The organism is Serratia ureilytica, from assembly GCF_013375155.1.
Taxonomy (GTDB): domain Bacteria; phylum Pseudomonadota; class Gammaproteobacteria; order Enterobacterales; family Enterobacteriaceae; genus Serratia; species Serratia ureilytica.
Window position 1 is genome coordinate 1 of record NZ_JABXOF010000011.1, and the last position, 22,053, is coordinate 22,053.

General features: G+C 57.9%; 27 protein-coding genes and 2 tRNA genes. 20 read left to right on the plus strand and 9 right to left on the minus strand.

All coding sequences use genetic code 11. From position 1 onward, the window contains the following. Positions 1–139: 139 nt before the first annotated feature. Positions 140–229, minus strand: a tRNA-Ser gene (locus HWW83_RS19385). Positions 230–593: 364 nt separating this feature from the next. Next, positions 594–683: transfer RNA gene (locus HWW83_RS19390), tRNA-Ser, on the minus strand. A 446-nt stretch (positions 684–1,129) separates the two neighbouring features. Here HWW83_RS19390 and HWW83_RS19395 point away from each other — a divergent pair. From HWW83_RS19395 to HWW83_RS19420, 6 genes are all read left to right on the plus strand, one after another. Then, positions 1,130–2,596: a peptide MFS transporter gene (locus HWW83_RS19395; RefSeq protein ID WP_047026284.1), complete on the plus strand. Its 1,467-nt coding sequence runs from the start codon at positions 1,130–1,132 to the stop codon at positions 2,594–2,596. A 127-nt stretch (positions 2,597–2,723) separates the two neighbouring features. Continuing rightward, positions 2,724–3,665, plus strand: a complete 942-nt coding sequence (ghrA, locus tag HWW83_RS19400; protein WP_046686868.1) for a glyoxylate/hydroxypyruvate reductase GhrA — start codon at positions 2,724–2,726, stop codon at positions 3,663–3,665. Between the two features lie 90 nt (positions 3,666–3,755). After that, positions 3,756–4,493 (plus strand): phosphatase, encoded by a 738-nt coding sequence (locus HWW83_RS19405; protein WP_033642709.1) that lies wholly within the window; start codon positions 3,756–3,758, stop codon positions 4,491–4,493. Positions 4,494–4,535: 42 nt separating this feature from the next. Next, a complete protein-coding gene (locus tag HWW83_RS19410; protein WP_033642710.1) occupies positions 4,536–5,114 on the plus strand; it encodes a TorD/DmsD family molecular chaperone in 579 nt (192 codons plus the stop codon). Between the two features lie 149 nt (positions 5,115–5,263). Continuing rightward, a complete protein-coding gene (locus HWW83_RS19415) occupies positions 5,264–5,917 on the plus strand; it encodes a tellurite resistance TerB family protein (RefSeq protein ID WP_033642711.1) in 654 nt (217 codons plus the stop codon). Between the two features lie 68 nt (positions 5,918–5,985). After that, complete coding sequence (locus HWW83_RS19420; protein ID WP_089191551.1) at positions 5,986–8,019, plus strand: S9 family peptidase; 2,034 nt, start codon at positions 5,986–5,988, stop codon at positions 8,017–8,019. A gap of 35 nt (positions 8,020–8,054) precedes the next feature. Here the strand turns inward: HWW83_RS19420 and exoX are convergent, their stop codons facing one another. Together exoX and HWW83_RS19430 are read right to left on the minus strand one after the other, a co-directional pair. Then, on the minus strand, positions 8,055–8,723 hold the full coding sequence (gene exoX, locus HWW83_RS19425; RefSeq protein ID WP_033644251.1) for an exodeoxyribonuclease X: 669 nt from the start codon (positions 8,721–8,723) through the stop codon (positions 8,055–8,057). A 26-nt stretch (positions 8,724–8,749) separates the two neighbouring features. Then, complete coding sequence (locus tag HWW83_RS19430) at positions 8,750–9,496, minus strand: carbon-nitrogen hydrolase family protein (protein WP_164120296.1); 747 nt, start codon at positions 9,494–9,496, stop codon at positions 8,750–8,752. Positions 9,497–9,865: 369 nt separating this feature from the next. Here HWW83_RS19430 and dksA point away from each other — a divergent pair, with 369 nt between their 5' ends. Both dksA and pip read left to right on the plus strand, forming a co-directional pair. Beyond that, complete coding sequence (gene dksA, locus HWW83_RS19435; protein WP_049203468.1) at positions 9,866–10,291, plus strand: RNA polymerase-binding protein DksA; 426 nt, start codon at positions 9,866–9,868, stop codon at positions 10,289–10,291. Between the two features lie 194 nt (positions 10,292–10,485). After that, positions 10,486–11,439, plus strand: coding sequence for a prolyl aminopeptidase (gene pip, locus HWW83_RS19440; RefSeq protein WP_033644252.1), 954 nt, complete (start codon positions 10,486–10,488; stop codon positions 11,437–11,439). Between the two features lie 30 nt (positions 11,440–11,469). Here pip and HWW83_RS19445 read toward each other — a convergent pair whose 3' ends face one another. Then, complete coding sequence (locus tag HWW83_RS19445) at positions 11,470–11,700, minus strand: DNA polymerase III subunit theta (RefSeq protein ID WP_033642715.1); 231 nt, start codon at positions 11,698–11,700, stop codon at positions 11,470–11,472. Between the two features lie 340 nt (positions 11,701–12,040). On the opposite strand from HWW83_RS19445, the gene ftnA reads away from it, so the two are divergent. The 5 genes from ftnA (at position 12,041) to HWW83_RS19470 (ending at position 15,459) form a co-directional block, all read left to right on the plus strand. Then, a complete protein-coding gene (gene ftnA, locus HWW83_RS19450; RefSeq protein WP_033642716.1) occupies positions 12,041–12,559 on the plus strand; it encodes a non-heme ferritin in 519 nt (172 codons plus the stop codon). Between the two features lie 293 nt (positions 12,560–12,852). Next, positions 12,853–13,269, plus strand: a complete 417-nt coding sequence (gene yobA, locus HWW83_RS19455) for a CopC domain-containing protein YobA (protein ID WP_046686875.1) — start codon at positions 12,853–12,855, stop codon at positions 13,267–13,269. A gap of 2 nt (positions 13,270–13,271) precedes the next feature. Next, positions 13,272–14,153 (plus strand): copper homeostasis membrane protein CopD, encoded by an 882-nt coding sequence (gene copD, locus HWW83_RS19460; RefSeq protein ID WP_164120395.1) that lies wholly within the window; start codon positions 13,272–13,274, stop codon positions 14,151–14,153. A gap of 69 nt (positions 14,154–14,222) precedes the next feature. Further along, a complete protein-coding gene (locus HWW83_RS19465; RefSeq protein WP_016928154.1) occupies positions 14,223–14,564 on the plus strand; it encodes a YebY family protein in 342 nt (113 codons plus the stop codon). A 490-nt stretch (positions 14,565–15,054) separates the two neighbouring features. Beyond that, positions 15,055–15,459 carry a hypothetical protein gene (locus HWW83_RS19470; RefSeq protein WP_046686877.1) on the plus strand — a complete coding sequence of 135 codons (405 nt, stop codon included), beginning with the start codon at positions 15,055–15,057 and terminating at the stop codon, positions 15,457–15,459. Here the strand turns inward: HWW83_RS19470 and HWW83_RS19475 are convergent. Together HWW83_RS19475 and HWW83_RS19480 are read right to left on the minus strand one after the other, a co-directional pair. Next, positions 15,456–15,674 carry a hypothetical protein gene (locus HWW83_RS19475; protein ID WP_004940942.1) on the minus strand — a complete coding sequence of 73 codons (219 nt, stop codon included), beginning with the start codon at positions 15,672–15,674 and terminating at the stop codon, positions 15,456–15,458. The two genes, HWW83_RS19470 and HWW83_RS19475, sit on opposite strands and share 4 nt — an antisense overlap. A gap of 74 nt (positions 15,675–15,748) precedes the next feature. Further along, positions 15,749–16,093 carry a hypothetical protein gene (locus HWW83_RS19480; RefSeq protein WP_033642719.1) on the minus strand — a complete coding sequence of 115 codons (345 nt, stop codon included), beginning with the start codon at positions 16,091–16,093 and terminating at the stop codon, positions 15,749–15,751. A 248-nt stretch (positions 16,094–16,341) separates the two neighbouring features. Between HWW83_RS19480 and HWW83_RS19485 the strand changes: the two genes are divergently transcribed. Beyond that, complete coding sequence (locus HWW83_RS19485; protein ID WP_004940949.1) at positions 16,342–16,692, plus strand: DUF4377 domain-containing protein; 351 nt, start codon at positions 16,342–16,344, stop codon at positions 16,690–16,692. 50 nt (positions 16,693–16,742) lie between these two features. Here the strand turns inward: HWW83_RS19485 and HWW83_RS19490 are convergent, their stop codons facing one another. Together HWW83_RS19490 and HWW83_RS19495 are read right to left on the minus strand one after the other, a co-directional pair. After that, positions 16,743–17,045, minus strand: coding sequence for a hypothetical protein (locus HWW83_RS19490; protein WP_016928136.1), 303 nt, complete (start codon positions 17,043–17,045; stop codon positions 16,743–16,745). Then, the gene (locus tag HWW83_RS19495) at positions 17,045–17,821 is read right to left on the minus strand and encodes a DUF4225 domain-containing protein (RefSeq protein ID WP_157993238.1); all 777 of its coding nucleotides are present in this window, start codon (positions 17,819–17,821) and stop codon (positions 17,045–17,047) included. Before HWW83_RS19495 ends, HWW83_RS19490 begins: the two co-directional genes overlap by 1 nt. Before the next feature lie 276 nt (positions 17,822–18,097). Here HWW83_RS19495 and fabV point away from each other — a divergent pair, with 276 nt between their 5' ends. The 6 genes from fabV (at position 18,098) to HWW83_RS19525 (ending at position 22,034) form a co-directional block, all read left to right on the plus strand. After that, positions 18,098–19,297 (plus strand): enoyl-ACP reductase FabV, encoded by a 1,200-nt coding sequence (fabV, locus tag HWW83_RS19500; RefSeq protein ID WP_033642722.1) that lies wholly within the window; start codon positions 18,098–18,100, stop codon positions 19,295–19,297. Between the two features lie 157 nt (positions 19,298–19,454). After that, a complete protein-coding gene (locus HWW83_RS19505) occupies positions 19,455–20,018 on the plus strand; it encodes a DUF2975 domain-containing protein (RefSeq protein WP_033642723.1) in 564 nt (187 codons plus the stop codon). A gap of 7 nt (positions 20,019–20,025) precedes the next feature. After that, positions 20,026–20,241 (plus strand): helix-turn-helix domain-containing protein, encoded by a 216-nt coding sequence (locus tag HWW83_RS19510; RefSeq protein ID WP_025302459.1) that lies wholly within the window; start codon positions 20,026–20,028, stop codon positions 20,239–20,241. A 637-nt stretch (positions 20,242–20,878) separates the two neighbouring features. Then, entirely contained in the window at positions 20,879–21,178 is a 300-nt protein-coding gene (locus HWW83_RS19515; protein WP_033642724.1) for a hypothetical protein, read from the plus strand. 61 nt (positions 21,179–21,239) lie between these two features. Then, complete coding sequence (locus HWW83_RS19520) at positions 21,240–21,665, plus strand: hypothetical protein (RefSeq protein WP_176589486.1); 426 nt, start codon at positions 21,240–21,242, stop codon at positions 21,663–21,665. A 33-nt stretch (positions 21,666–21,698) separates the two neighbouring features. After that, on the plus strand, positions 21,699–22,034 hold the full coding sequence (locus HWW83_RS19525; protein ID WP_033652020.1) for a hypothetical protein: 336 nt from the start codon (positions 21,699–21,701) through the stop codon (positions 22,032–22,034). Positions 22,035–22,053: the final 19 nt, after the last annotated feature.

Sequence of the window (22,053 nt, forward strand, 5' to 3'; positions counted from 1 at the left end):
CGCTCACCCTGCGGGCCGCCGTTGGCGGTCCAAAACGCGAGCGTTTTGTCGAACCCTGTCGAGGATTCTCACCCTCCCGGTCGATGCGCTATGCAAACAAAAAAGCCTGAACTTTCGCTCAGGCTTTCTCGTTAGAATATGGCGGTGAGGGAGGGATTCGAACCCTCGATACACTTTCGCGTATACACACTTTCCAGGCGTGCTCCTTCAGCCACTCGGACACCTCACCATATTTTTTTGTTGCGAAATCATCGCTGCAACGGGGCGCTACTATAGGGAGTGGGGCCGATCCGGTCAAGAATAATTTCTGTGTTTTTGCTTGTCCGCTCAAGCCGTGTTCACTTTGTTGAAAACTGCGGCGAACTACACGTCAGAAGTCATGAAAGGGCGAGAAAATCAGAGAGACGGTTCGAGGAGAACCGAGAAAAAGGGGAACCTCGGCAGCGTAAGGCGGGAGGCGTTCGCGGCGGGCCGCCGTTGGCGGTCCAAAACGCGGGCGTTTTGTCGAACCCTGTCGAGGCTTCTCACCCCTCTCGGCGGTGCACCATGCAAAAAAAAAGCCTGGACGCGAATCCAGGCTTTCTCTTTGAAGTTGGCGGTGAGAGAGGGGTTCGAACCCTCGATACACTTTCGCGTATACACACTTTCCAGGCGTGCTCCTTCAGCCACTCAGACACCTCACCGTTTTGTTGCCGATAACGCCTTGCGCTGTCGACGGGCGCTAATGTAGGAGAATCTGATCTCAGCGTCAACCCTCTTATTTCATTCTCATGACTGTTTAGCCAAACTTGCAGCAATTTGCTGATTTACCGAACGATATCCTGACTCTCGGCCGCCGGCAGACAGGGCGGCAGCGAGCAAAATGCGTGAAAGCCGATTGTTTGACTTTTTTCTGTACAAATAGCTCAATATCTCGTCATTGAGGTTGGGTTGTTTGCTGTTATATGCATTAATACTGGATTATTAGTCAGATGTGTCGCTAAATGGAATCATGTCGGCGCGGCGTTTTTGGCAAGGAACATCACGTCGCCGCGCAGATTGCCGGGTGACAGGCCGGCGATACCGCAGACAGGGACAGACTCATTACATAATAATGCAGTAGAGGTTCGTTTTGACTCCTTCAGATGCCATGCCGGCGCCGCAAGCGCGCCATGCCATTCCCCCCGGCGCGGGGGCGCTGTTCTTCATCCAGATCTTCGCCACGCTGGGTTTCGCCGTGCTCTATTCCACGCTGGTGCTGTACGCCACCAAGCGATTGGGTTTCAACGAAAGCAGCGCCAATGCCATGATGGGCGTGTTCGGCGCCTTCAACTATGGCCTGCACATGTTCGGCGGCTATCTCGGCGGCCGTTTCCTCAGCAACCGCAACCTGTTCGTGCTCGGTATGGTGCTGCAGGTGTTCGGCTGCGCGCTGATTGCCGTCGCGGGCGTGTGGGGGTTGTACTGGGGGCTGGCGATGTTCCTGACCGGCAGCGGCCTCAACGTGACCTGCATCAATATGATGCTCACCCAGCGTTTCAAACCGGACGATGATCGGCGCGAATCGGCGTTCCTGTGGAATTACGCCGGCATGAACCTCGGATTCTTCGTTGGCTTTACCGTGGCCGGGTATTTCCAACTGACGGAAAATTATCGCGCGCTGTTCCTGTTCGCCACGCTGGGCAACGCGGCGGCGATCATCGTCGCCGTCTGTCGCTGGCGCATTCTGGCCGATCTCAATACGCCGCTCCACGACGCCAGCCGCAGCCAATACCGCTGGCGCATGCTGGTCGGGTTGGCGGTGCTGGTGGCGCTGGTGCCGATTATCCGCGTGATGCTGACCCATGCCGAGTTCAGCGGCCATTTCGTGATCGTGCTCGGCGCGCTGATCTTCCTGATGCTGTGCCTCGTGACGCTGCGCCACCATCCGCGCGATGAGCGCCGCAGAATGGCGGCCTATCTGATCCTGGCGCTGGGGTCGCTGGTGTTCTGGGCACTGTATCAGCTGGCGCCGATGGGGCTGATGCTGTTCTCCGAGCACAACATCAATCTGAACGTTTACGGCATTCAGGTGGCACCGCAGTGGATCCAGAACATCAACACGCTGGTGATCGTGGTGGGCGGCCCGCTGCTGGCCTGGTGGTTCAACCGCCTGCGCGCCCGCGGCTGCAACATCGACATTCCGCTGCAGTTCTCCGGATCGCTGTTCTGCATCGGGCTCGGCATGCTGGTGCTGCCGCTGGGCATCAGCATGGCGGGCGGCGACGGGCTGGTGGCATTCAAATGGATCGTCATCAGCTATGTGCTGCAAAGCGTCGGTGAATTGATGATCTCGCCGATCGGTTACGCGATGATCGGCAAGCTGGCGCCGCCGCGCTATCAGGGCGTGATGATGGGCTGCTGGATGATGGTGACCGGCGTCGCTTCGGTGTTGGCGGGCTACGTATCCGGCCTGATGCCGGAAAACAGCGGCAGCACGCCGCTGCAAACCAATCCCGGCTACAGCGAAATCTTCAGCGCGCTGGGTTGGGGGGCGACGGGCGTCGGCGTGGCGATGCTGATTTTAATTCCGCTGTTGCGGCGTCTTATCCGGCGCGACGGCGCGTCTGCCGCCTGATTTTGCGCACATGCACAACAGCCCCACTGGTCGGGGCTGTTTTTATTTTGGGCTTTAACGCTTGCATCCGGCGATGAATCGCGGAAGGCTGAAGGAAAACCAATAAAAACAAACGGGAGCCCGCAGTATGAACATCATCTATTACCATCCCTTATTTAACGCCCAGGAATGGCTGACCGGCATCAAGCAACGCCTGCCGCAGGCCGAGATCCGCGAATGGCAGCGCGGCGACGAGCGGCCGGCGGATTACGCGCTGGTATGGCGCCCGCCGCACGAGATGTTAGCCAACCGCCGCGATCTGAAAGCGGTGTTCGCCCTCGGCGCTGGCGTCGACGCCATTCTCGATCAGGAGCGCAAACACCCCGGCACGCTGCCCGCCGGCGTGCCGCTGCTGCGGCTGGAGGATACCGGCATGGCGCAGCAGATGCAGGAATATGCGCTGAGCTATGTGCTGCGCTATTTCCGCCGTTTCGACGAGTATCAGGCGTTGCAGCAGCGGCAGGAATGGCAGCCGCTCGATCCGCACTCGCTGGATGATTTCACCATCGGCATCCTAGGCGCCGGCGTGCTGGGGCAGAGCGTGGCGCGTAAGCTGACCGAGTTTGGCTTTAGCGTGCGCTGCTGGAGCCGCAGCGCCAAACAGATTGACGGCGTGCAAAGCTTCGCCGGGGAGGCGCAGCGCGCGGCCTTCCTCGACGGCGTCAAACTGCTGATCAACCTGCTGCCCAATACGCCGGAGACCGTTGGCATCCTCAACCGCGAGCTGTTCGCACAGTTGAGCGCGGGCGCCTACCTCATCAACATCGCGCGCGGCGCGCACCTGGTGGAAGCCGATCTGCTGGCGGCGTTGGAACAGGGGCAACTGGCCGCCGCCACGCTGGACGTGTTCGCCCGCGAGCCGCTGCCGCAGGATCACCCGTTCTGGCGTCATCCGCGTGTCACCATTACCCCGCATATTGCTGCCATCACGTTGCCGCAGCAGGCGATGGATCAGATCGCCGCCAACATTCGCGCGCTGGAGGCGGGGCATACCCCTGCCGGCGTGGTCGACAGGCAACGGGGGTACTGATCCTTCAGCCGCCGTTCGGTAACTGATAAGCTGACACCGTCATCGCGCCCGCCCGCACCGCTGCGGGCAGGCCCTCTGGAAGGAGAAACAATGTATCCCGTTGATTTGCATATGCACACCGTCGCCAGCACGCACGCTTACAGCACGCTGCACGATTACATCGCCGAAGCCCGGCAGAAGGGCATCCAGCTGTTCGCCATCACCGATCACGGCCCGGACATGGCCGATGCGCCGCACTACTGGCACTTTATGAACATGCACGTTTGGCCGCGCCGGGTGAACGGCGTGGGCATTTTGCGCGGTATCGAAGCCAACATCAAAAACCTGCAGGGCGATATCGACTGCACCGGCCCGATGCTGACGGCCACCGACGTGATCATCGCCGGTTTCCATGAGCCGGTGTTTGCGCCGCAGGATAAAGCGTCCAATACTGAAGCGATGATCGCCGCGATGGCGCAGGGGGATGTGCATATCATCAGCCATCCCGGCAACCCGCGTTATCCGATCGACATTCCCGCCGTCGCGGCGGCGGCGGCCAAATACGAGGTGGCGCTGGAGCTGAATAATTCGTCGTTCACCCACTCCCGCAAGGGCAGCGAGGCCAACTGTCGGGCGATCGCCGCCGCGGTGCGCGACGCCGGCGGCTGGCTGGCGCTGGGCTCGGATTCGCACGTCGCCTTTTCGCTGGGTAACTTTGAGCACTGCGAGCGCATTATCGAAGAGGTGGGCTTCCCGCAGGAGCGCATTCTCAACGTCAGCCCGCGCCGGCTGCTGGATTTTCTCGAGCGGCGCGGCAAGCCGGCGATTGCGGAATTGGCCGATTTGTGACATCGTCCCGGCAAAATTTTCCGTATTGAATAAGGCTTTATCATGAATGAGTTTTCGATTGTCTGCCGCGTGCTGGGTACGCTGTTCTACCGCCAGCCGCAGGATCCGCTGTTGGTGCCGCTGTTCGCGCTGATTAAAGAGGGCAAGCTGCAGCAGCACTGGCCGCTGGAGCAGGATGACCTGCTCAAGCGCCTGCAGCAGGGCGGCGACGTCAACCAACTGGCGACCGACTTCAATGCGATGTTCGTCGGCAGCGAATGCAGCGTGCCGCCGTTCCGCTCCGACTACGTTGAAGGCGCCAGCGAGGCTGAAGTGCGCGCCTTCCTACAGCAGCGCGGCATGCCGCTGGCTGAGGCGCCGGCCGACCATTTCGGCCAGCTGCTGCTGGCGGCGTCCTGGCTGGAAGATCAGTCGCAGGAAGATGAAGCGCAGGCGCAGATCGCGCTGTTCGACGAGTTCCTGCTGCCGTGGTGCGGCCGCTTCCTCGGCAAAGTGGAAGCGCACGCCACCACCGGTTTCTACCGCACGCTGGCGCTGATGACCCGCGATGCCCTCCAGGCGATGCGCGACGAGCTGGCCGAGTACGAGCAGGACGATGAAGCGGGCGACGAAGACGCGTAACGCCGCAGCCATCCAGGCGGGCCGCCCGGCCCGCTAAACACAGGTTTGCATCCCCCAGACGTAAATTGACAAAAGATCCCCTAATCTGGCGGTTTACCGTCGGTTCGGCCGCGCCTGCGCGCCGCGTTTTCTCACGCAAGGGGTAGATGATGAAAAGTAACTGGATGCAGCAGATTCAAACGTTGATCGGGCAGAAGGCCGGCGCGATGGGCGGGGCAGAAGGCATCGGCAAACTGCTGGCGCCCACGGCGCTGGGCGGCCTGGTCGGCGTGCTGTTGGCCAACAAATCTTCGCGCAAGCTGGTGGGTAAGTTCGGCAAGAATGCGCTGATTATCGGCGGCAGCGCGGCGGTGGGCGCGGTGCTGTGGAATAAGTACAAGCAGCGGGTGAAAGAGACCCATCAGGACGAACCGCAGTTCGGTTTGCAAACCACGCCGGTGGATCTGCGCGCCAAGCGTTTGGTGCAGGCGCTGGTGTTCGCCGCCAAGAGTGACGGCCATATCGATGCCGACGAGCAGCGCGCCATCGATCACAGCCTGGCGCAACTGCAGGTGGGGGAAGAGGCGCAGGGCTGGGTGCAGGAAGCGCTCGACCAGCCGCTCAACCCGGCGTTAATCGCCCGCAGCGTGCAAAACGAAGACGAGGCGCTGGAGGTTTATTACCTGAGTTGCCTGGTAATCGACGTCGATCACTTTATGGAGCGCGGCTATCTTGATGCGCTGGCGCAGGCGCTGAAGATCCCGGCGGACGTCAAACAGGGCATCGAGAGCGACGTCAACGAGAAAAAGCGCGAGCTGGCATAGCGCCGCTTGGCAAGCCGGGGGGAATCGTGTCACTCTTGCCGCAATCTATGTAAGCGGATGATTTAGCAATGATGACCCCACCGAAAGCGGAAAAACGGCCTTATCCCATCACTATCCACGGCGATACGCGCGTGGATGACTACTACTGGCTGCGCGACGATGAGCGCGCAGATCGTCAGGTGCTGGACTACCTGCAGGCGGAGAATGCCTACACCGATGCGATGTTGAAGCCGCAGCAGGCGCTGCGCGAAGCCCTGTACGAAGAGATGGTGGCGCGCATCCCGCAGCAGGAACATTCGGTGCCTTACGTGCGCCACGGCTATCGCTATCAGACGCGCTACGAGCCGGGCAACGAATACGCGATTTATGTGCGCCAGCCGCAGGCCGAGAGCGAGCAGTGGGATGTGCTTATCGACGGCAACCAACGCGCCGAGAACCACGAGTTTTACACCCTGGGCGGGCTGGACGTCAGCCCCGACAATCAGCGTCTGGGGGTGGCGGAGGATTTCCTGTCGCGCCGCCAGTATGACATTCGTTTCAAGAACCTGGCCGACGGTAGCTGGGCCGACGAAGTGCTGGAAAACACCTCCGGCAGCTTCGAGTGGGCCAACGATTCCTCGACGGTGTACTACGTGCGCAAGCACGCCAAGACGCTGTTGCCGTATCAGGTTTATCGCCACGTAGTCGGCAGCGATCCGCAGCAGGACGAGCTGATTTACGAAGAGCAGGACGATACCTTCTACGTCGGGCTGGAGAAGACCACCTCCGAGCGCTTTATTCTGATCCACCTGAGCAGCACCACCACCTCGGAGATCCTGTTGCTGGATGCCGATCGTGCGGACGCCAAACCGCAGCTGTTCGTGCCGCGCCGCAAGGATCACGAGTACGCCATCGATCACTATCACCAGCATTTCTATATCCGCTCCAATAAGGACGGCAAGAACTTCGGCCTGTACCAAAGCGAGCAGGCGGACGAAGCGCAGTGGCAGACGCTGATCGCCCCGCGCGCCGACGTGATGCTGGAGGGCTTCAGCCTGTTCCGCGATTGGCTGGTGGTGGAAGAGCGCAATGCCGGCCTGACGCTGCTGCGCCAAATCCACTGGCAAAGCGGCGAAGAGAAGCGCATCGCCTTCGACGATCCGACCTACACCACCTGGCTGGCGTATAACCCGGATCCGGAAACCGCGCTGCTGCGCTACGGCTATTCGTCGATGACCACCCCGACCACGCTGTACGAGCTGAACATGGACAGCGGCGAGCGGACGATGCTCAAACAGCAGGAAGTGAAGAATTTCACGCCGGAAAACTACCGCAGCGAGCGGGTGTGGGTGAAGGCGCGCGACGGCGTCGAGGTGCCGGTTTCGCTGGTGTATCGCCAGGACAGCTTCCAGCGCGGCGCCAACCCGCTGATGGTGTATGGCTACGGCTCTTACGGCAGCAGCATGGATCCAGCGTTCAGCGCCAGCCGCCTGAGCCTGCTGGATCGCGGTGTCGTGTTCGCGTTGGCGCACATTCGCGGCGGCGGCGAGCTGGGGCAACTGTGGTATGAAGACGGCAAGTTGTTCAACAAGCAGAACACCTTCAACGACTTTATCGACGTGACCGAAACGCTGGTCGCCCAGGGGTACGGTGATGGCAAGCGAGTGTTCGCGATGGGCGGCAGCGCGGGCGGCCTGCTGATGGGCGCGGTGATCAACCAGGCGCCGCAGCTGTTCCACGGCGTGGTGGCGCAGGTGCCGTTCGTCGACGTGGTGACCACCATGCTGGATGAGTCCATTCCGCTGACCACCGGCGAATACGACGAGTGGGGCAACCCGAACGAGCAGGCCTATTACGACTACATCAAGCAGTACAGCCCGTACGATCAGGTGAAAGCGCAGGAGTACCCGCATCTGCTGGTGACCACCGGCCTGCACGATTCGCAGGTGCAGTATTGGGAGCCGGCCAAGTGGGTGGCCAAGCTGCGCGAGCTGAAAACCGACGATCGGCAGCTGCTGCTGTATACCGACATGGATGCCGGCCACGGCGGCAAATCCGGCCGCTTCAAGGCCTATGAGGATATTGCGTTGGAGTACGCCTTCATTCTGGCGCTGGCGGAATAACGGCGTGCGGCGGGCGGCCTGAGCCGCCCGCTGTGTTAGCCAATCAGATAGTATTTCAGCGTGTGTTTCATGTCCGGGCTCAGATCGTCGATGGATTTCAGCATCCAGCGCAGATAGCCGGGGTCTTCCTGGGCGATGCGGTCGATCTCCTGCCCGCGATACTTGCCGAACTTGAACTTCTTCAGCAGCACCGGCTGTTCGGTGATCTGCACCATTTGCTCCGGCGTCCAGCCCGAATCCTTGATGATGCGTTGCAGCAGCGCGGCGGTGACGTAGCAGTCATACAGCGCGCGGTGCGGGTACAGCGTGGCGTCTGCCGGCAGCTGCACGTCCAGATTCAGCGCGTAGCGCAGATACTGGTTGCCGTACTTGATGTCCGGATACAGCGTGCGCGCCAGCTTGAGGGTGCAGATCCAGGCGCCGTTCATCTCCGGCAACACCCCGCGATCAAAGGCGGCGTTGTGCGCCACATAGTAGGGGCTGCCCTGATAGCGGCCGATCGCCACCGCAATGCGCGGTTTGCCTTCCACCATCTGTTCGGTGATGTGATGAATCGCCATCGCGTCGAGGCTGATGGGGCGGTCCGGGCTGATCAGGTCGCTCATCGGGTTGGTCAATTGGCCGTCGAGCAGATCGAGGGAGGCCACTTCCACCACGCCGCCGTCCAGCCCGCAGGTCTCGGTATCTATTACGCGTAACGTCATGCTTTCCTCCGCGTTGCCGTCAGGCTTCAGCTTAACCGGCACAGGCGGCCGTGCCAACCGTCGCGGGTCTTGCCGGCGATGACAAGACCAGGGGCGTCATCCGGTGCGGCAATCAAAAGCGCTCCCGTTTCATCCCAGATGGCGCTGCGGCCTGCCGGGATCCAGCCTCCGGTCAGCGCCGCATGGTTGGCCATCAGCGTGACCATGCCATAACGACGGGCATAGCCTGCCAGCGCGTCGCTGTCTTTCGCGTAACCGGCTTCAGATACCAGCACGCCGGCGGCATAAATCTGCGCACCCGCCAGCGCGGCGGCGCTTGCGTGGCCGGGTTGCGAGGTGTCGGCGCAGATAGCCAGCGCGATGCGTTGCCGATGTATTTCCAGCAGCGTGCCGCCATTACCGGGCAAGAACCGTTGTTGTTCCGCGCCGTGCAGATGTTGCTTGGTATAGGCGGCCACCGCGCCGTTGGGGTGAAAGATCAAGGCGGCGATATGCAGCGCCTGGCCGCTGCGCAAGGGCGCGCCGACGATGATCGTCATCTGATGCGATTGCGCCGCCGCAGCGAGCGGTTGCAGACGCGGATCGTCCAGCGTCAGCGCCAGTTCGGCGGCATCGGCCAGCTCATAGCCGCTTAGCGACAGTTCGGGAAACACCAACAGTTGCACCTGCTGTTCGGCTGCCTGCGCGATAAATTCAAGGTGGCGGTCAAGGTTGCAGGTGATATCGGCCGCAGCGGCGGGGTATTGGGCGGCGGCAAGGGTGAGGCAGGACATCGGCCATCTCTCCTGTGAGGCAATAAAAAACCCGCCTTGGCGGGTTTAATGACGGATGGAAGGGCGCTTACTCACCAGACGGATGCGCTTTTTTGGCGCGTTTCTCCGCACGTTTCTCGGCTGGGGTTTTCAACGGCTTCTTCTTCGCATTTTTTTTGCTATCCATTCCCTTACTCATGATGGCCTCTCGTTACCTATGATTGGGTGGCTTGCTCAGCCATTAACCGCCTAAAGCCGACAGGATGCAAGCGACAAAGTGCAAGTAGTATGTAACAGGCTGTTTGCACGTGAAATTTTGTTTTTGGATGACCGGGTGCTTAAAATATTTATTATGTTATAATATTACACCTTTAGGGTTCGGAGAACGCAATGACAGTGATGACATTACCGGATGCGCAGCAACTGCTGGCCATGCCGGATTCTGATTACATGAACTCGGTTCAACGGGCTTTTTTCCGCCAGCTGCTGCAGGATGAGCGGCAAAAACTGCTGCTGCACATCGATGAGCTGAAGAAGGCGATCGACAGCGGCGAAGCGACGGGCGATGAAGCCGACAAGGCGGCGCGCGAAGAAGAACTGCGCCTGTTGTTCCGCCAGTTGGATCGCGAAAGCCGCCTGCTGCCGAAAATCGATGCGGCGCTGGCGCGGTTGCAGAACGGCGAATACGGCTACTGCCGGGAAACCGGCGAACCCATCGGCTTGGCACGCCTGATGTTGCGCCCGACGGCGGAACTGAGCATCGAGGCGAAAACCGCACAGGAGATGCGCGAGCCGCATATGCGTAAAGGTGGGTGACAGAGCTTGCCAGGGAGGCGATCGCGCACCTTAACTGATCGGGCCTGTGGCCGTTTTGCAGGCAGGTCGTTGCGATTTTGAGCAAACGCGCGCCGAGTTCTCGGTGCGCGTTCGAGTTTTCGGGTTTTACCGTTGACCTGCCGGGCGGCTTCCGCTTTGATGAAAGCATGACTCACAGAGAGACGGAAAGCGCCATGGAACAATTACGAGGTTTGTACCCGCCGTTAGCGGCATACGACAGCGGTTGGCTGGACACTGGGGATGGCCACCGGATCTACTGGGAGCTGAGCGGCAACCCGAACGGTAAACCGGCGGTCTTCATTCATGGCGGGCCGGGCGGCGGCATCTCTGCGCATCATCGCCAGCTGTTCGATCCCGAGCGCTACAAGGTATTGCTGTTCGATCAGCGCGGCTGTGGCCGCTCCCGTCCGCACGCCAGTCTGGACAACAACACCACCTGGCATTTGGTGGCCGATATCGAGCGGCTGCGCGAAATGGCCGGCGTCGAGCAGTGGCTGGTGTTCGGCGGCTCCTGGGGATCTACGCTGGCGCTCGCCTATGCGCAGACCCACCCGGAGCGCGTCAGTGAAATGGTGCTGCGCGGCATCTTTACCCTGCGCAAGCAGGAGCTGCATTGGTATTACCAGGACGGCGCTTCGCGCTTCTTCCCGGACAAGTGGGAGCGCGTGCTGTCCATTCTGTCGGATGACGAGCGCAAAGACGTGATTGCCGCCTATCGGCAGCGGCTGACTTCAGCCGATCCGCAGGTGCAGCTCGAAGCGGCCAAACTGTGGAGCGTGTGGGAAGGGGAAACGGTGACGCTGTTGCCAAGCCGTGAATCCGCTTCGTTCGGCGAGGATGATTTCGCGCTGGCGTTCGCCCGCATTGAAAACCACTACTTTACGCATTTGGGGTTCCTGGAGAGCGATGACCAACTGCTGCGCAACGTGCCGCTGATCCGCCATATCCCGGCGGTAATCGTCCACGGCCGCTATGACATGGCCTGCCAGGTGCAGAACGCCTGGGATCTGGCCAAGGCCTGGCCGGAGGCGGAGCTGCATATCGTGGAAGGGGCGGGGCATTCGTTTGATGAACCGGGCATTTTGCACCAGCTGATGATCGCCACCGACCGGTTTGCCGGCAAGTGACACGAAAACCCGCCGTAACGGCGGGTTTTGTTATTTGGCCTTCGGTTCGTAAGGCAGACGCGAAAACTTGTGGGATTCCGCGCGGTAGTGCGCCACGCGCTCGCGAAAATAGTCGCGCAGCGGCTCCGGCTGCTCGCGCTCCACCACTTCCGGGATCACCGGCATGTTGTAACGCTCTTTGTACGCCACGCCTGAGGCAGCGAGATCCACATTCACCCTGTCCATTTCTTCTTTGGACAACTCGGCCAGATTGTAACCCACCTTATACTCCTTACTTTGCCGCATTGAATCTGCGCAGAAGGTAATCCACCCGGCGGCGCTTGGCAAGCCCGTTGCGCCGCGGCGGCGGGCGATATTTATCCAAGAGTAATGCAATCTATTTATTCTTTTAAATAAGAATGATTCGCTTTATGATTAAAATAAAAGATCTAAATAATTCTCATGTTAATTACCAATAACTCCATGATATTTTAACTTATTGATATAATTTGTTTTTGTAATTGATTTGGTTTGAATGTAAATAAGGTGTTTTTATTTTTACGGCGACAGGGCATAATGCGCGGAAATTAAATTCATGACCTGCAAAATAAAAGGAATGATTATGCTGACGCAAGAAATGACTCAAAAGCTGAATGAGCAACTGAATCTGGAGTTCTACTCCGCCAACCTGTATCTGCAGATGAGCGCATGGTGCAGCGACAAAGGCTTTGAAGGCGCCGCCGCATTTCTTAAAGAGCACTCTCAGGAAGAGATGCAGCATATGCAACGTCTGTTCGACTACCTGAGCGACACCGGCTCTCTGCCGCTGCTGGGCACCATCGCGGCCCCGCCGGTGGCGTTTGAGTCGCTGGCGGACGTGTTCGAACAGACCTACGAACACGAGAAGCTGATCACCCGTCAGATCAACGAGCTGGCGCACGCGGCAATGTCCTCGCACGATTACTCCACCTTCAACTTCCTGCAATGGTACGTGGCGGAGCAGCACGAAGAAGAGAAACTGTTCAAATCCGTGCTGGATAAGCTGGCGCTGGTGGGCACCAGCGGCAAAGGCCTGTTCTTCATCGACAAAGACCTGAAGAAAATGGGCGCGATGGGCCAGGGCGGCAACGGCCAGGCCTGATCCCTGACTGAACATTGAAAAATCGCGCGCGGGGCAAACCCGACGCGCGGTTTTTTTTACCCTGCGTTTATCGCGGTTATGCGGCGATACGTGCTGCCGGATCGCAAAATGCCAGTGATGCGCTCGACTTGCTGAGGCGTGCTCGTTATGATTTACCGCGATACGCTACAGGGATGGTAGAGTCAAAACAGAGGGTTAGCCGATACAACCCGTTTTTCTGTTTACCCGTGGCGCAATCATTTGCGGTGGGTTGGGGCCGCTGATACATCGCCTTGGCTGTGGCCTTAACCCTTATGACCCTCTTTATATTGTTAAGGGATACCACTGTGATCGGTAAAATTCGTTCCTCCTGTCGCCTGCTTTCCACCGTTTTCGTCCTGTTCGTTGGCTTGTCTTCACAGCAAGCGTTGGCGCACGCTCACCTGAAAGTGGAAACGCCGAAGGCCGACGCCAGCGTCAGCCCGGCGCCGAAGGCGCTGACTCTCAGCTTCTCCGAAGGCATCGAGCCGAACTTCAGCGGCGTGAAAATCACCGGCCCGGATAACGCCGTGGTGAAAACCGGCAAGCTGCAGCTCGATCCGAACAACAACACCCAGGTCAACGTGCCGATCGAAGGTGAGCTGAGCGCGGGCAAATACAACGTCAGCTGGCATGTGGTGTCGGTCGACGGGCATAAAACCAAAGGCCAGTACAGCTTCACCGTAAACTGATCGTGAGTCTGGCGACTCTGTTCGTTCTGTGTCGCTTGGTGCACTTTGCGGCGGTGATGCTGATGTTTGGCATCAGTCTGTTCACCGCCTTATTGGCACCGCAGCGCCTTTCCCCGATCCTCTCCCGCGATGTGCGTCCGCTGCTGCTTGCCGGCACCTGGATTGCCGGGCTTTCCGCCGTGGCGCTGCTGGCCATTCAGGCCGGGCAGATGGGTGACGGTTGGCAAGACGCCTGGCGGCTGGAGGTTTGGTGGGCGGTGCTCGGCACCACCTTCGGCGAAGTGTGGCGCTGGCATCTGGGCCTGTCGCTGCTGGCGATCCTGAGCCTGCTGCTACCGGAACGGCCGCGCGCGCAGGCGTTGGCGCTGTGCTCAGCGCTGCTGCTGGTGAGCCTGGCGTTCATCGGCCACGCGGCGATGCACGAAGGCGCGCTGGGCGCGCTGCACCGCGCCAACCATGCGGCGCACCTGCTGGCCGCCGGTTACTGGTTCGGCAGCCTGGCGCCGCTGCTGGTTTGCCTGCGCTACCTGCAGCCGCCGCAATGGCGCAGCGATGCCATCACCACGCTAATCCGTTTCTCGCGCTGGGGGCACCTGGCGGTGGCGGCGGTGATCGTCACCGGCATCGTCAACAGCCTGATCATACTCGGCGGTTGGCCGCTTAATCTCAGTTCGCCTTATCAGCGCCTGCTGCTGATCAAAACCGCGCTGGTGGCGCTGATGGTGATGGTGGCGCTGGCCAATCGCTACGCCATCGTGCCGGCGATGAGCCGCGTACCGGCGCTGGCGCAGCGCGGGGTGGTGCTGGCGTGCTGGCTCGAAGTCGGGCTGGGCATAGCGGTGCTGCTGCTGGTCAGTTTATTTGCAACCTATGCGCCGGTTTGACATTTCAGCTTGCCGCAGGCCGGCAAGCTGCGGGAAAATCGACGCGAATAGCAACCTTAAGGCCATCACATGAAATCGGTATTACTCGGCATTACGCTGCTGGCAACCGCGACCGGCGCGCTGGCGGCAGACAAACTGGTTAACATCACCAAACTGGAGTACGGCAAACAGTGGGCGTTCACCAAGGAAGAGGTGACGCTGCAGTGCCGCAGCGGCGGCGCGCTGTTCGTGCTGAATAACAGCACCCTGATGCAATACCCGCTCAACGACGCGGCGGAGCAGCAGGTGAAGAAGGGCCATCAGCGCGCGCAACCGCTGGACGTGATCCTGCTGGACGATCCCGCTGAACCGGGGAAAAAAATGAGCATGGCGCCGTTTATCGAACGCGCCGAGAAGCTGTGCGCTGACTAACCGCTTGTTTGCCAACGCCTTGCCCAGCGCGCGCAGATTGATGCGCATTTGCCGCATAGTTATTTCGTCACGGAACTATCACGCGGCCGCCGGGCGGCTGGCAAAACTGGCGCGGTAGGCTACTCTTAAAGTGCACGGCTGAACAAGCCCTGCATTAAATGCCAACTTTTAGCGCACGGCTCTCTCCCAAGAGCCATTTCCCTAGACCGAATATAGGAATCGTATTCGGTCTTTTTTTGTGTGATTGATTTATAAGTAAATTTCACCTAAGACGCCAGCAACAATCCCCGTTTCTCTTTTCGCGTCACAGCCATCAGCCCGAGCTCCCGTCTCACCCCCCAACCGCACCTATCGCTAATTTGGCCGCACCAAAAGTCATTACGTCATCTATGGCGCTGATAAGCTTCTGCCATTGCTCCCATCAACGGTTTAACGAGAGTGTCATTATGGGAAATATCCCGGCATCAGGCGCTATAAAAGGTAACCCGCAGTGAACGAGCAACTGAGTCAATTAAAGATGATGTTGCCCGGCTATCTCGAGGCGTGGCGTGAGGGGGCCTTACCCTCTGACTGGGAGCAGGTGGCTAATCCTGAAGTGATCGCCGCCCTGTTGGCGGAGTGGGAGGCGCTCAGCGAGTTGGCGTCTCGGTTCGACACCGCCACTGAAACACGCGCCGACGCCACCGCGTTTTGGCATGCGCGCGCCGAGCTGATGGCGCAGCGCAATCGTGATCTTATGGCCCAACTGGCGACGCCAATCCGTTTGCCCGGCGCACGGGTGGCCTTTTTTGGCTATGTGAAAACGGCCGTGATGGACGCCAGGCAGGTTAAGGCGGCGATTCGCGATGCCGGTTTTATCGTTGCGGGCGGCGCTCCCAATAAGAACACGGCTTAACGCGGTTTCTTCTCAAATTTCTCGGCAAAAAAGAACCGCAGCAATTTATGGGTCCACAGCAGGATGGCGCCGACCACCACCAGCGAGACGACGAAATGCGACAGATTTTTAGGCGCGGCGTAGCCGTGGGTAAAGGAGACCCCCGCGCCGCTGAGCAGCAGGGTGGCGATCCAGAAGCCGAGCAGCAGGCATAAGGTACGAAACAGTTTAAACATGGTTATCACCAAAAATACGGAAAGCACCGACCGAACGGAGAGGCTCAGCCGGGGCTTTGATTAATTAAAACCGCTTAGCGCGAACAGGTATTGCCGCCTTTATTGCTATTGCAGTTGCTGCCGCTGTTTTTGTTGCCGCCTTTCCCCATACCGACGTTGCCGCCGCCTTTGCTGCCTTCCTTGAAGCAGCCGCCGTTGAGCGCGCCCACCGCCAGGCCGCCAAGGCCGCCCAGAGAACCGGTGATCACGCCGTTAACGCAATCCGGCGAGGTGTGCTTGCCGTAGAATCCCTGATTGGATGACCCGCCCCCGTTCTTGTTGCCGCCGTTGTTGTTGACGCGGCCATTGCTGCCGCGGTTGTCGGCAAAGTTACCGGCGCCGGCGATCAGGTGAAAGTGTTTGGCATCGATCTCTTGCATAAAATTCCCTCTTTATCGATTCAGTTAAATTCAGTAAAGCTTGCGCAAGCCAGCTGTTTTTAACAGAAAAAATAGCGGGGGTAATTACCGGTTCGGATAAGAACAGGGGGTTTATTTTGCGATATTTTCCAGACTGATAGAGCACCGAGGAATGATATTCTGGGGGTGTGGATCCGTATCGCTATCCGTTCTCTTGAGCCGGTTAATTTGTTAGCATGGCGCCCCTGGATGACTATTGGTGCAGTACATTGAAAATTAAAGCGTTGTTATTTGTTGCGTTGGCCGCGCTGGCCGGCTGCAGCCAGGAGGGAACCTCGATGAATCAGCCCGCAAACGAGAAAGGCGGCCAAACGGAAGTGTTGTTGGTCAACAGCGCGCTGGTGGACTGCGTGGGCGTCGGCCCGATGAAGTGCATGCAGGTGCGCCGCTCCGCGCAGCAGCCGTGGGAGTTGTTCTATACCGGCATCGAGGGTTTCACCTTCGAACCAGGCTATCAGTATCGGCTGAAAGTGCGCGTCACCCCGGTGGAGAACGTACCGGCCGACGCCTCATCGCTGCGTTACACGCTGATCGAGCAGTTGGAAAAGAACAAGGCGTAATGGATCTACCTTGTCACCACCAAATGGCGTTTCATTTGGTGGTGACGACTTCAGGAAAGTTTGTCTTTTTTCTTTCTTCTGGAGGATTCGAAAGTGGCGAAGGCATGTGCAAGAGCAAACCCCAACGCACAGTAGCGTAGAGGCCAATTTTCTTTGGTCCATGTTTCAGAGTCAGCAATAAACATCGCGTTGCCGTTGGCAAAAAGGGTAAATTGCCAGCAAAGGATTAAAAAACATATCGTAACCAGAACGACATAACCCTTGGAACCCAGAGGCGGTCTGAAGCCGTATTTCACGGCCAGACAGGCCGCGGCAGCGAGAGTAGAAAGAATATAATATAAAGTTGGTTCCATCACTGTTCCTGGCTGCCTTTATAAATGGAATTAAGGGTTGAGACATCTGCGCCACCTTCAAGCATCAAGCTGGTTCTTCCCATGTTTCTCCAACCGCGAATATAGTCTGTATTGATGTAGCGAAATAATCGCCAGGCTTCTGGTTTCAGCGACAGTTTTAGTAAACCATAGCCTGATAACAGTAAGTCTACGCCACCTAACGCCATGTCTGCTGCTGAATGGGAATAGCCTAGCGTTGAAGCCGCAGAACGGTACATCATTCGGCCTGGACCAATAGTATTCTTGCCAAATAACAGCGTATAACCGTTTTCGTAGACATTATTGATGCCATTGATTAAAAGTAACGTTCCTGGAATGGCTCCGACGCCAGTCCAATCCAAGCCCACGCCGAGTAAAATTTGTGCTATTCCCGAGAGGAAGCCAACGCCGGCTAACACGTAGGTCACTACGGCGTCATGACTGACTTTCTTTCTCATTACGGCATAAGGTGTCACGGCGTCAGTTCGCAATAAGCGCTCTTGCTCAGAAAGCGATTGATATTCTTGCTTCATTTCTCTCATTGCAACATTCGCCGCTTCACCTACTTGTTGGCATTTTTGCAATTTATCATTCACAAAGCAGTGCATCTCATGTCTGAAGGCATTACCGACTGTCCGATCTTTTAAAAAGTCCCTATTAACGCGCTCTGAGAGTTCTAAAAGCATACGTCCTTGTTGACGAGCCATCGTTTGCGAGTAGGTATTTAAACGTTCCTTTAGTAACAGTGGATTATCCATTTTTCTTTGTTCCTCCCTGGATTTCGACCGAAAAACAGCCACACCATAACGCAACGCCAGAAGCATGATCAACTTTTGCTGATTTTAAGAGGGAAGGCTTGAACGCGCTGAGGGTGCGAAGCGTGGCGCGTGGAGGCATCACGATGCGGAGTTGGGCAACCCTGATCCCTCGACTAAACTGGTCTGTTCACTGCGCTTGTTTTCGCACTTTCTTAAGTATATCGAGAAAATCAGGTATATTGTCCTTCGGTTTTTAGCTACCAAGAAAAAATTACTATGATTATCAAACCTAAAATTCGTGGTTTTATCTGCACCACCGCTCACCCGGCAGGCTGTGAAGCCAACGTCCGTGAGCAAATCGCCTACGTTAAGTCGCGCGGCGAACTGAAAAACGGGCCTAAAAAGGTGCTGGTCATTGGTGCATCCACCGGTTACGGTCTGGCCTCGCGCATCAATGCCGCTTTCGGCAGCGGTGCGGCCACCATCGGCGTATTTTTCGAGAAGCCTGGCAGCGAAGGCAAAACCGGTTCCGCCGGTTGGTACAACTCCGCCGGTTTCGACAAGGCAGCTAAAGAAGAAGGCCTGTACGCGAAAAGCATCAACGGCGACGCATTTTCCAACGAGTGCCGTCAGACCGTTATCGATCTGATCAAGAAAGACCTGGGTCAGGTTGACCTGGTGGTTTACTCGCTGGCTTCGCCGGTGCGTAAGATGCCGGAAACCGGCGAAGTGGTGCGTTCCGCACTGAAGCCGATCGGCGAGCCGTACAAATCCGTCGCGCTGGACACCAACAAAGACGTGCTGGTTGAGGCCGTGGTCGAGCCGGCCAACGAGCAAGAAATCGCCGACACCGTGAAGGTGATGGGCGGCCAGGACTGGCAGCTGTGGATGGACGCGCTGGACGAAGCGGGCGTGCTGGCGGATAACGCGCAGTCTGTCGCTTACTCCTACATTGGTACCGATCTGACCTGGCCAATCTATTGGCACGGTACGCTGGGCAAGGCGAAAGAAGATCTGGATCGCGCGGCGCACGCCATCAACCAGAAGCTGCAGGCCAAAGGCGGCGCGGCTTACGTTGCGGTGCTCAAGTCGGTGGTGACGCAGGCTTCTTCCGCCATTCCGGTGATGCCGCTGTATATCTCCATCGTGTTCAAGATCATGAAGGAGCAGGGCATTCACGAAGGCTGCATCGAGCAGATCCAGCGTCTGTTCGCCACCAAGCTGTACAGCGGTGCGGCGCCGGATACCGACGAGAAACACCGTCTGCGCCTGGATGACTGGGAACTGCGTGACGAAGTGCAGGAAACCTGCCGTGAAATCTGGAAGCAGCTGAACGACAGCAACATCAACGAACTGACCGATTACCAGGGCTACAAGGCGGAATTCCTGCGCCTGTTCGGCTTCGGTCTGCAGGGCGTTGATTACGATGCCGATCTGAGCGGCGAAGCCAACTTCGATGTGATCGAACTGGTCTAAGCGCGTCGAGCGGTCAAACAAGGTCGGGTTAGCCCGGCCTTTTTTATTGTCCGCGCGTTGGCGACCACCGCCTGACTCATCAGTCCACTTGATCATTGACAGCAATAAATTATCGTTTTACGATAATTTATTGCTGTTGATTAAGGGATAGAAAATTATGGGCGCTGCGCCAAGGATCCATCTGCCGCTGTATGTGCGTTGTCTGTGTTTACTCATTATGGCGATGCTGATCGTCAGCACCGGCGTTGAGATGTTCATCATCGTGCGGGACTGGCTGCAGGGCGTAGCCTATCGCGATATCGTCGCCTCTTACCGGGAATATTACCCGGAGCTGCTCGCCTACGCGATCCCGCAGCAACGCTGGGCGCTGTTCGCCACGCTGGTTATCGACATGCTCGGTTATTTGCCCTATTACAGCGCGCTGCTGTGCGGCGCCGGGCTATTTTATCAATTCTTCCGCGGCAACGTGTGGCATCGCAACAATATGGTGCTGTTGCAGATCATTGGCATCTTGCTGATCGTCGATGTGTTGTTCCCGTCGTTAGCCGGTCTGCTGCAGGTGATGGTATTGACCGCCGATGAAAAAATGCTGTTTATCCTTTATTATGGCGTCAATAGCGAGTCGGTGCGCTCGCTGATCGTAGGCTGCGCAATCCTGGTATTTAGCCGGGTATTTCTGGAAGCGTTGCGGCTGAATGAAGAACAGCTTTCTTTCGTGTGAGAATAGAGTGGCAATAATCGTAAGTCTTGATGTCATGTTGGCCAAAAGGAAGATGCGTTCAAAGGAGCTGGCGGAGCAGGTGGGGATCACCGAGCAAAACCTGTCTCTGTTGAAAAACGGCAAGGTCAAGGGAGTCAGGCTGGAAACGCTGGACAAGATCTGCCGCATTCTCGACTGCCAGCCTGGCGATCTGCTGGCCTGGCAGCCGGACGGCGAAGAGTAAGATCCCAGCGCACTCGGAAGTGCGCTGAGCCTGCTGGCCCATTTCTGCGATTAGCGTTGTCTTATTGAACGATATTTTTTTGATTCAGGTTAATTAAAATAACGGGTGATTAACACTTGCGTATTCTTTTTGTCGCAGGCGATTGCATGCGGCGAAAGTTATTAAACTAAATAAACTCGTTTTTCATTTACCGTCACTACCAATAGCGTTATTTTAAGGGAAATAGTATGACATGGCGTAATTCTCTTCTGGCATTGTGTCTTGTATTAAACGGATGCAGTGCCATTCACCCCACTGTTTCATCCTCATCCTCCTCCACTCACTGGGGGAATTGGGGAACACCGCAGCCCGCAACGCGAGAACAGAAACAGCGCATTATCGCCGGCGAATCCGCCGCTGCCGTGCTGAATGAAGGCCGGGTCGGTATCGGCGGTACGCTGGACTGGTCGAAAATAGGGGGGCGCTAACCGCCGCTCTTTATTCGGCGGGGCGGCAGACGTTATCTCAAAGATATTGTGGAACGGTTTATTATTAATTCGCTACTCTGTTTTTCCGATGCGTTATTTATCTTTAAACGATGAATCTCTGCTTGTTGAATATATATCAACATACCCAGACATCCTTACAGGAGTTTTCAATGGCAAAGCGTATTGTCGCCATGTTGATAATGTCGTTGTTGAGTCTGCAAGCAAATGCGGCCCGTTACGATCGGCAATGCGAGGGAATTTCTCCCGTGCTGTTTCAGAAGAAATTGAAAGAGCTGGCGCATGGCCTGCGACAAGAGATGGCTGAGCCGACCCCGCCCACGGAGAATGAGGCCGAAACCTTGGCGCGTCTGGCGGAATGCGATGCCGAAAACGCGAAAGCGCCGGCGACGGGAGGGCAACATGCGCCCGATCCCGCGGAGCCTCAGGTGTCTTCACTCAACGGCTGTTGAACGGTTCTCTGCGTCGTTTTTCGCGGCGCGCCCCAGTCGGCTTATTCATGGAGCTTGTGTATTGAAACTACCTTCGTTAATCGCTGCGGCGCTGGCGCTGCTGGCCTCATTTTGCAGTCAGGCGTTCATCGATCGCCATTCCTCGCCCGGCGCCTCGACGGAAAGTCCCTCTGCGGCGGGGTGTCCGGCGCGGCTGGATGGCTTGTTGCAGCATATTTGGTTGGCTGAACAGATTCAGGCGGAGCGCATGCAGCTGGCGCTGCTGCGTGCGGAGCGGGAAGCGTTGGAAATCCGGTTGCAAACGCAGGAAGCGGCGAAACCTTCCGCGCAGGGGCATCAGAGCGCCCGAACGGCCTGTGAGCAGGGTGCCGATATCGTCCGTTGCCTGTCGCTGCGTCTGCGGCGGACGTCTCTGACGGGGCCGCATCGGCCGTTTGTCGGCGTTTATTGCCGCGCCTGGCTGAATGGCCGGCCGCTGAATTGCTAAAGATGAGAACAGGGATTTGTCAGGAGTTTATCGATGAAAAGGCTAGTGTTGGTCGGCGTGGCCCTGTGTTGCGCCTGCTTTGCGCAGGCGCGGGTGGATTTGGAATACCACGCGGCGCCGCCGAAGGACAATAAAGTCCCCGAGGAGTACCAGAAAAAACGCAGCGCGCTGCGCCACAAGGTGTGGAATGTCGACAGCCTGACGCAGGCCAATGAGCAGGCGATTGCACGCGAACAGCAGCGCGAGGCCGCAGAAGCCGCCAAGCGGCAGCAGCGTCACCTGGAGCAACAGCAGAAAAAGCGGCGCTGCCTGCGGATACACTCGAAAGATCCTCACCGCGAGGCGAGGTGTTACATGTACAACTTCTAGCTTTCAACGTCCGGGCGCT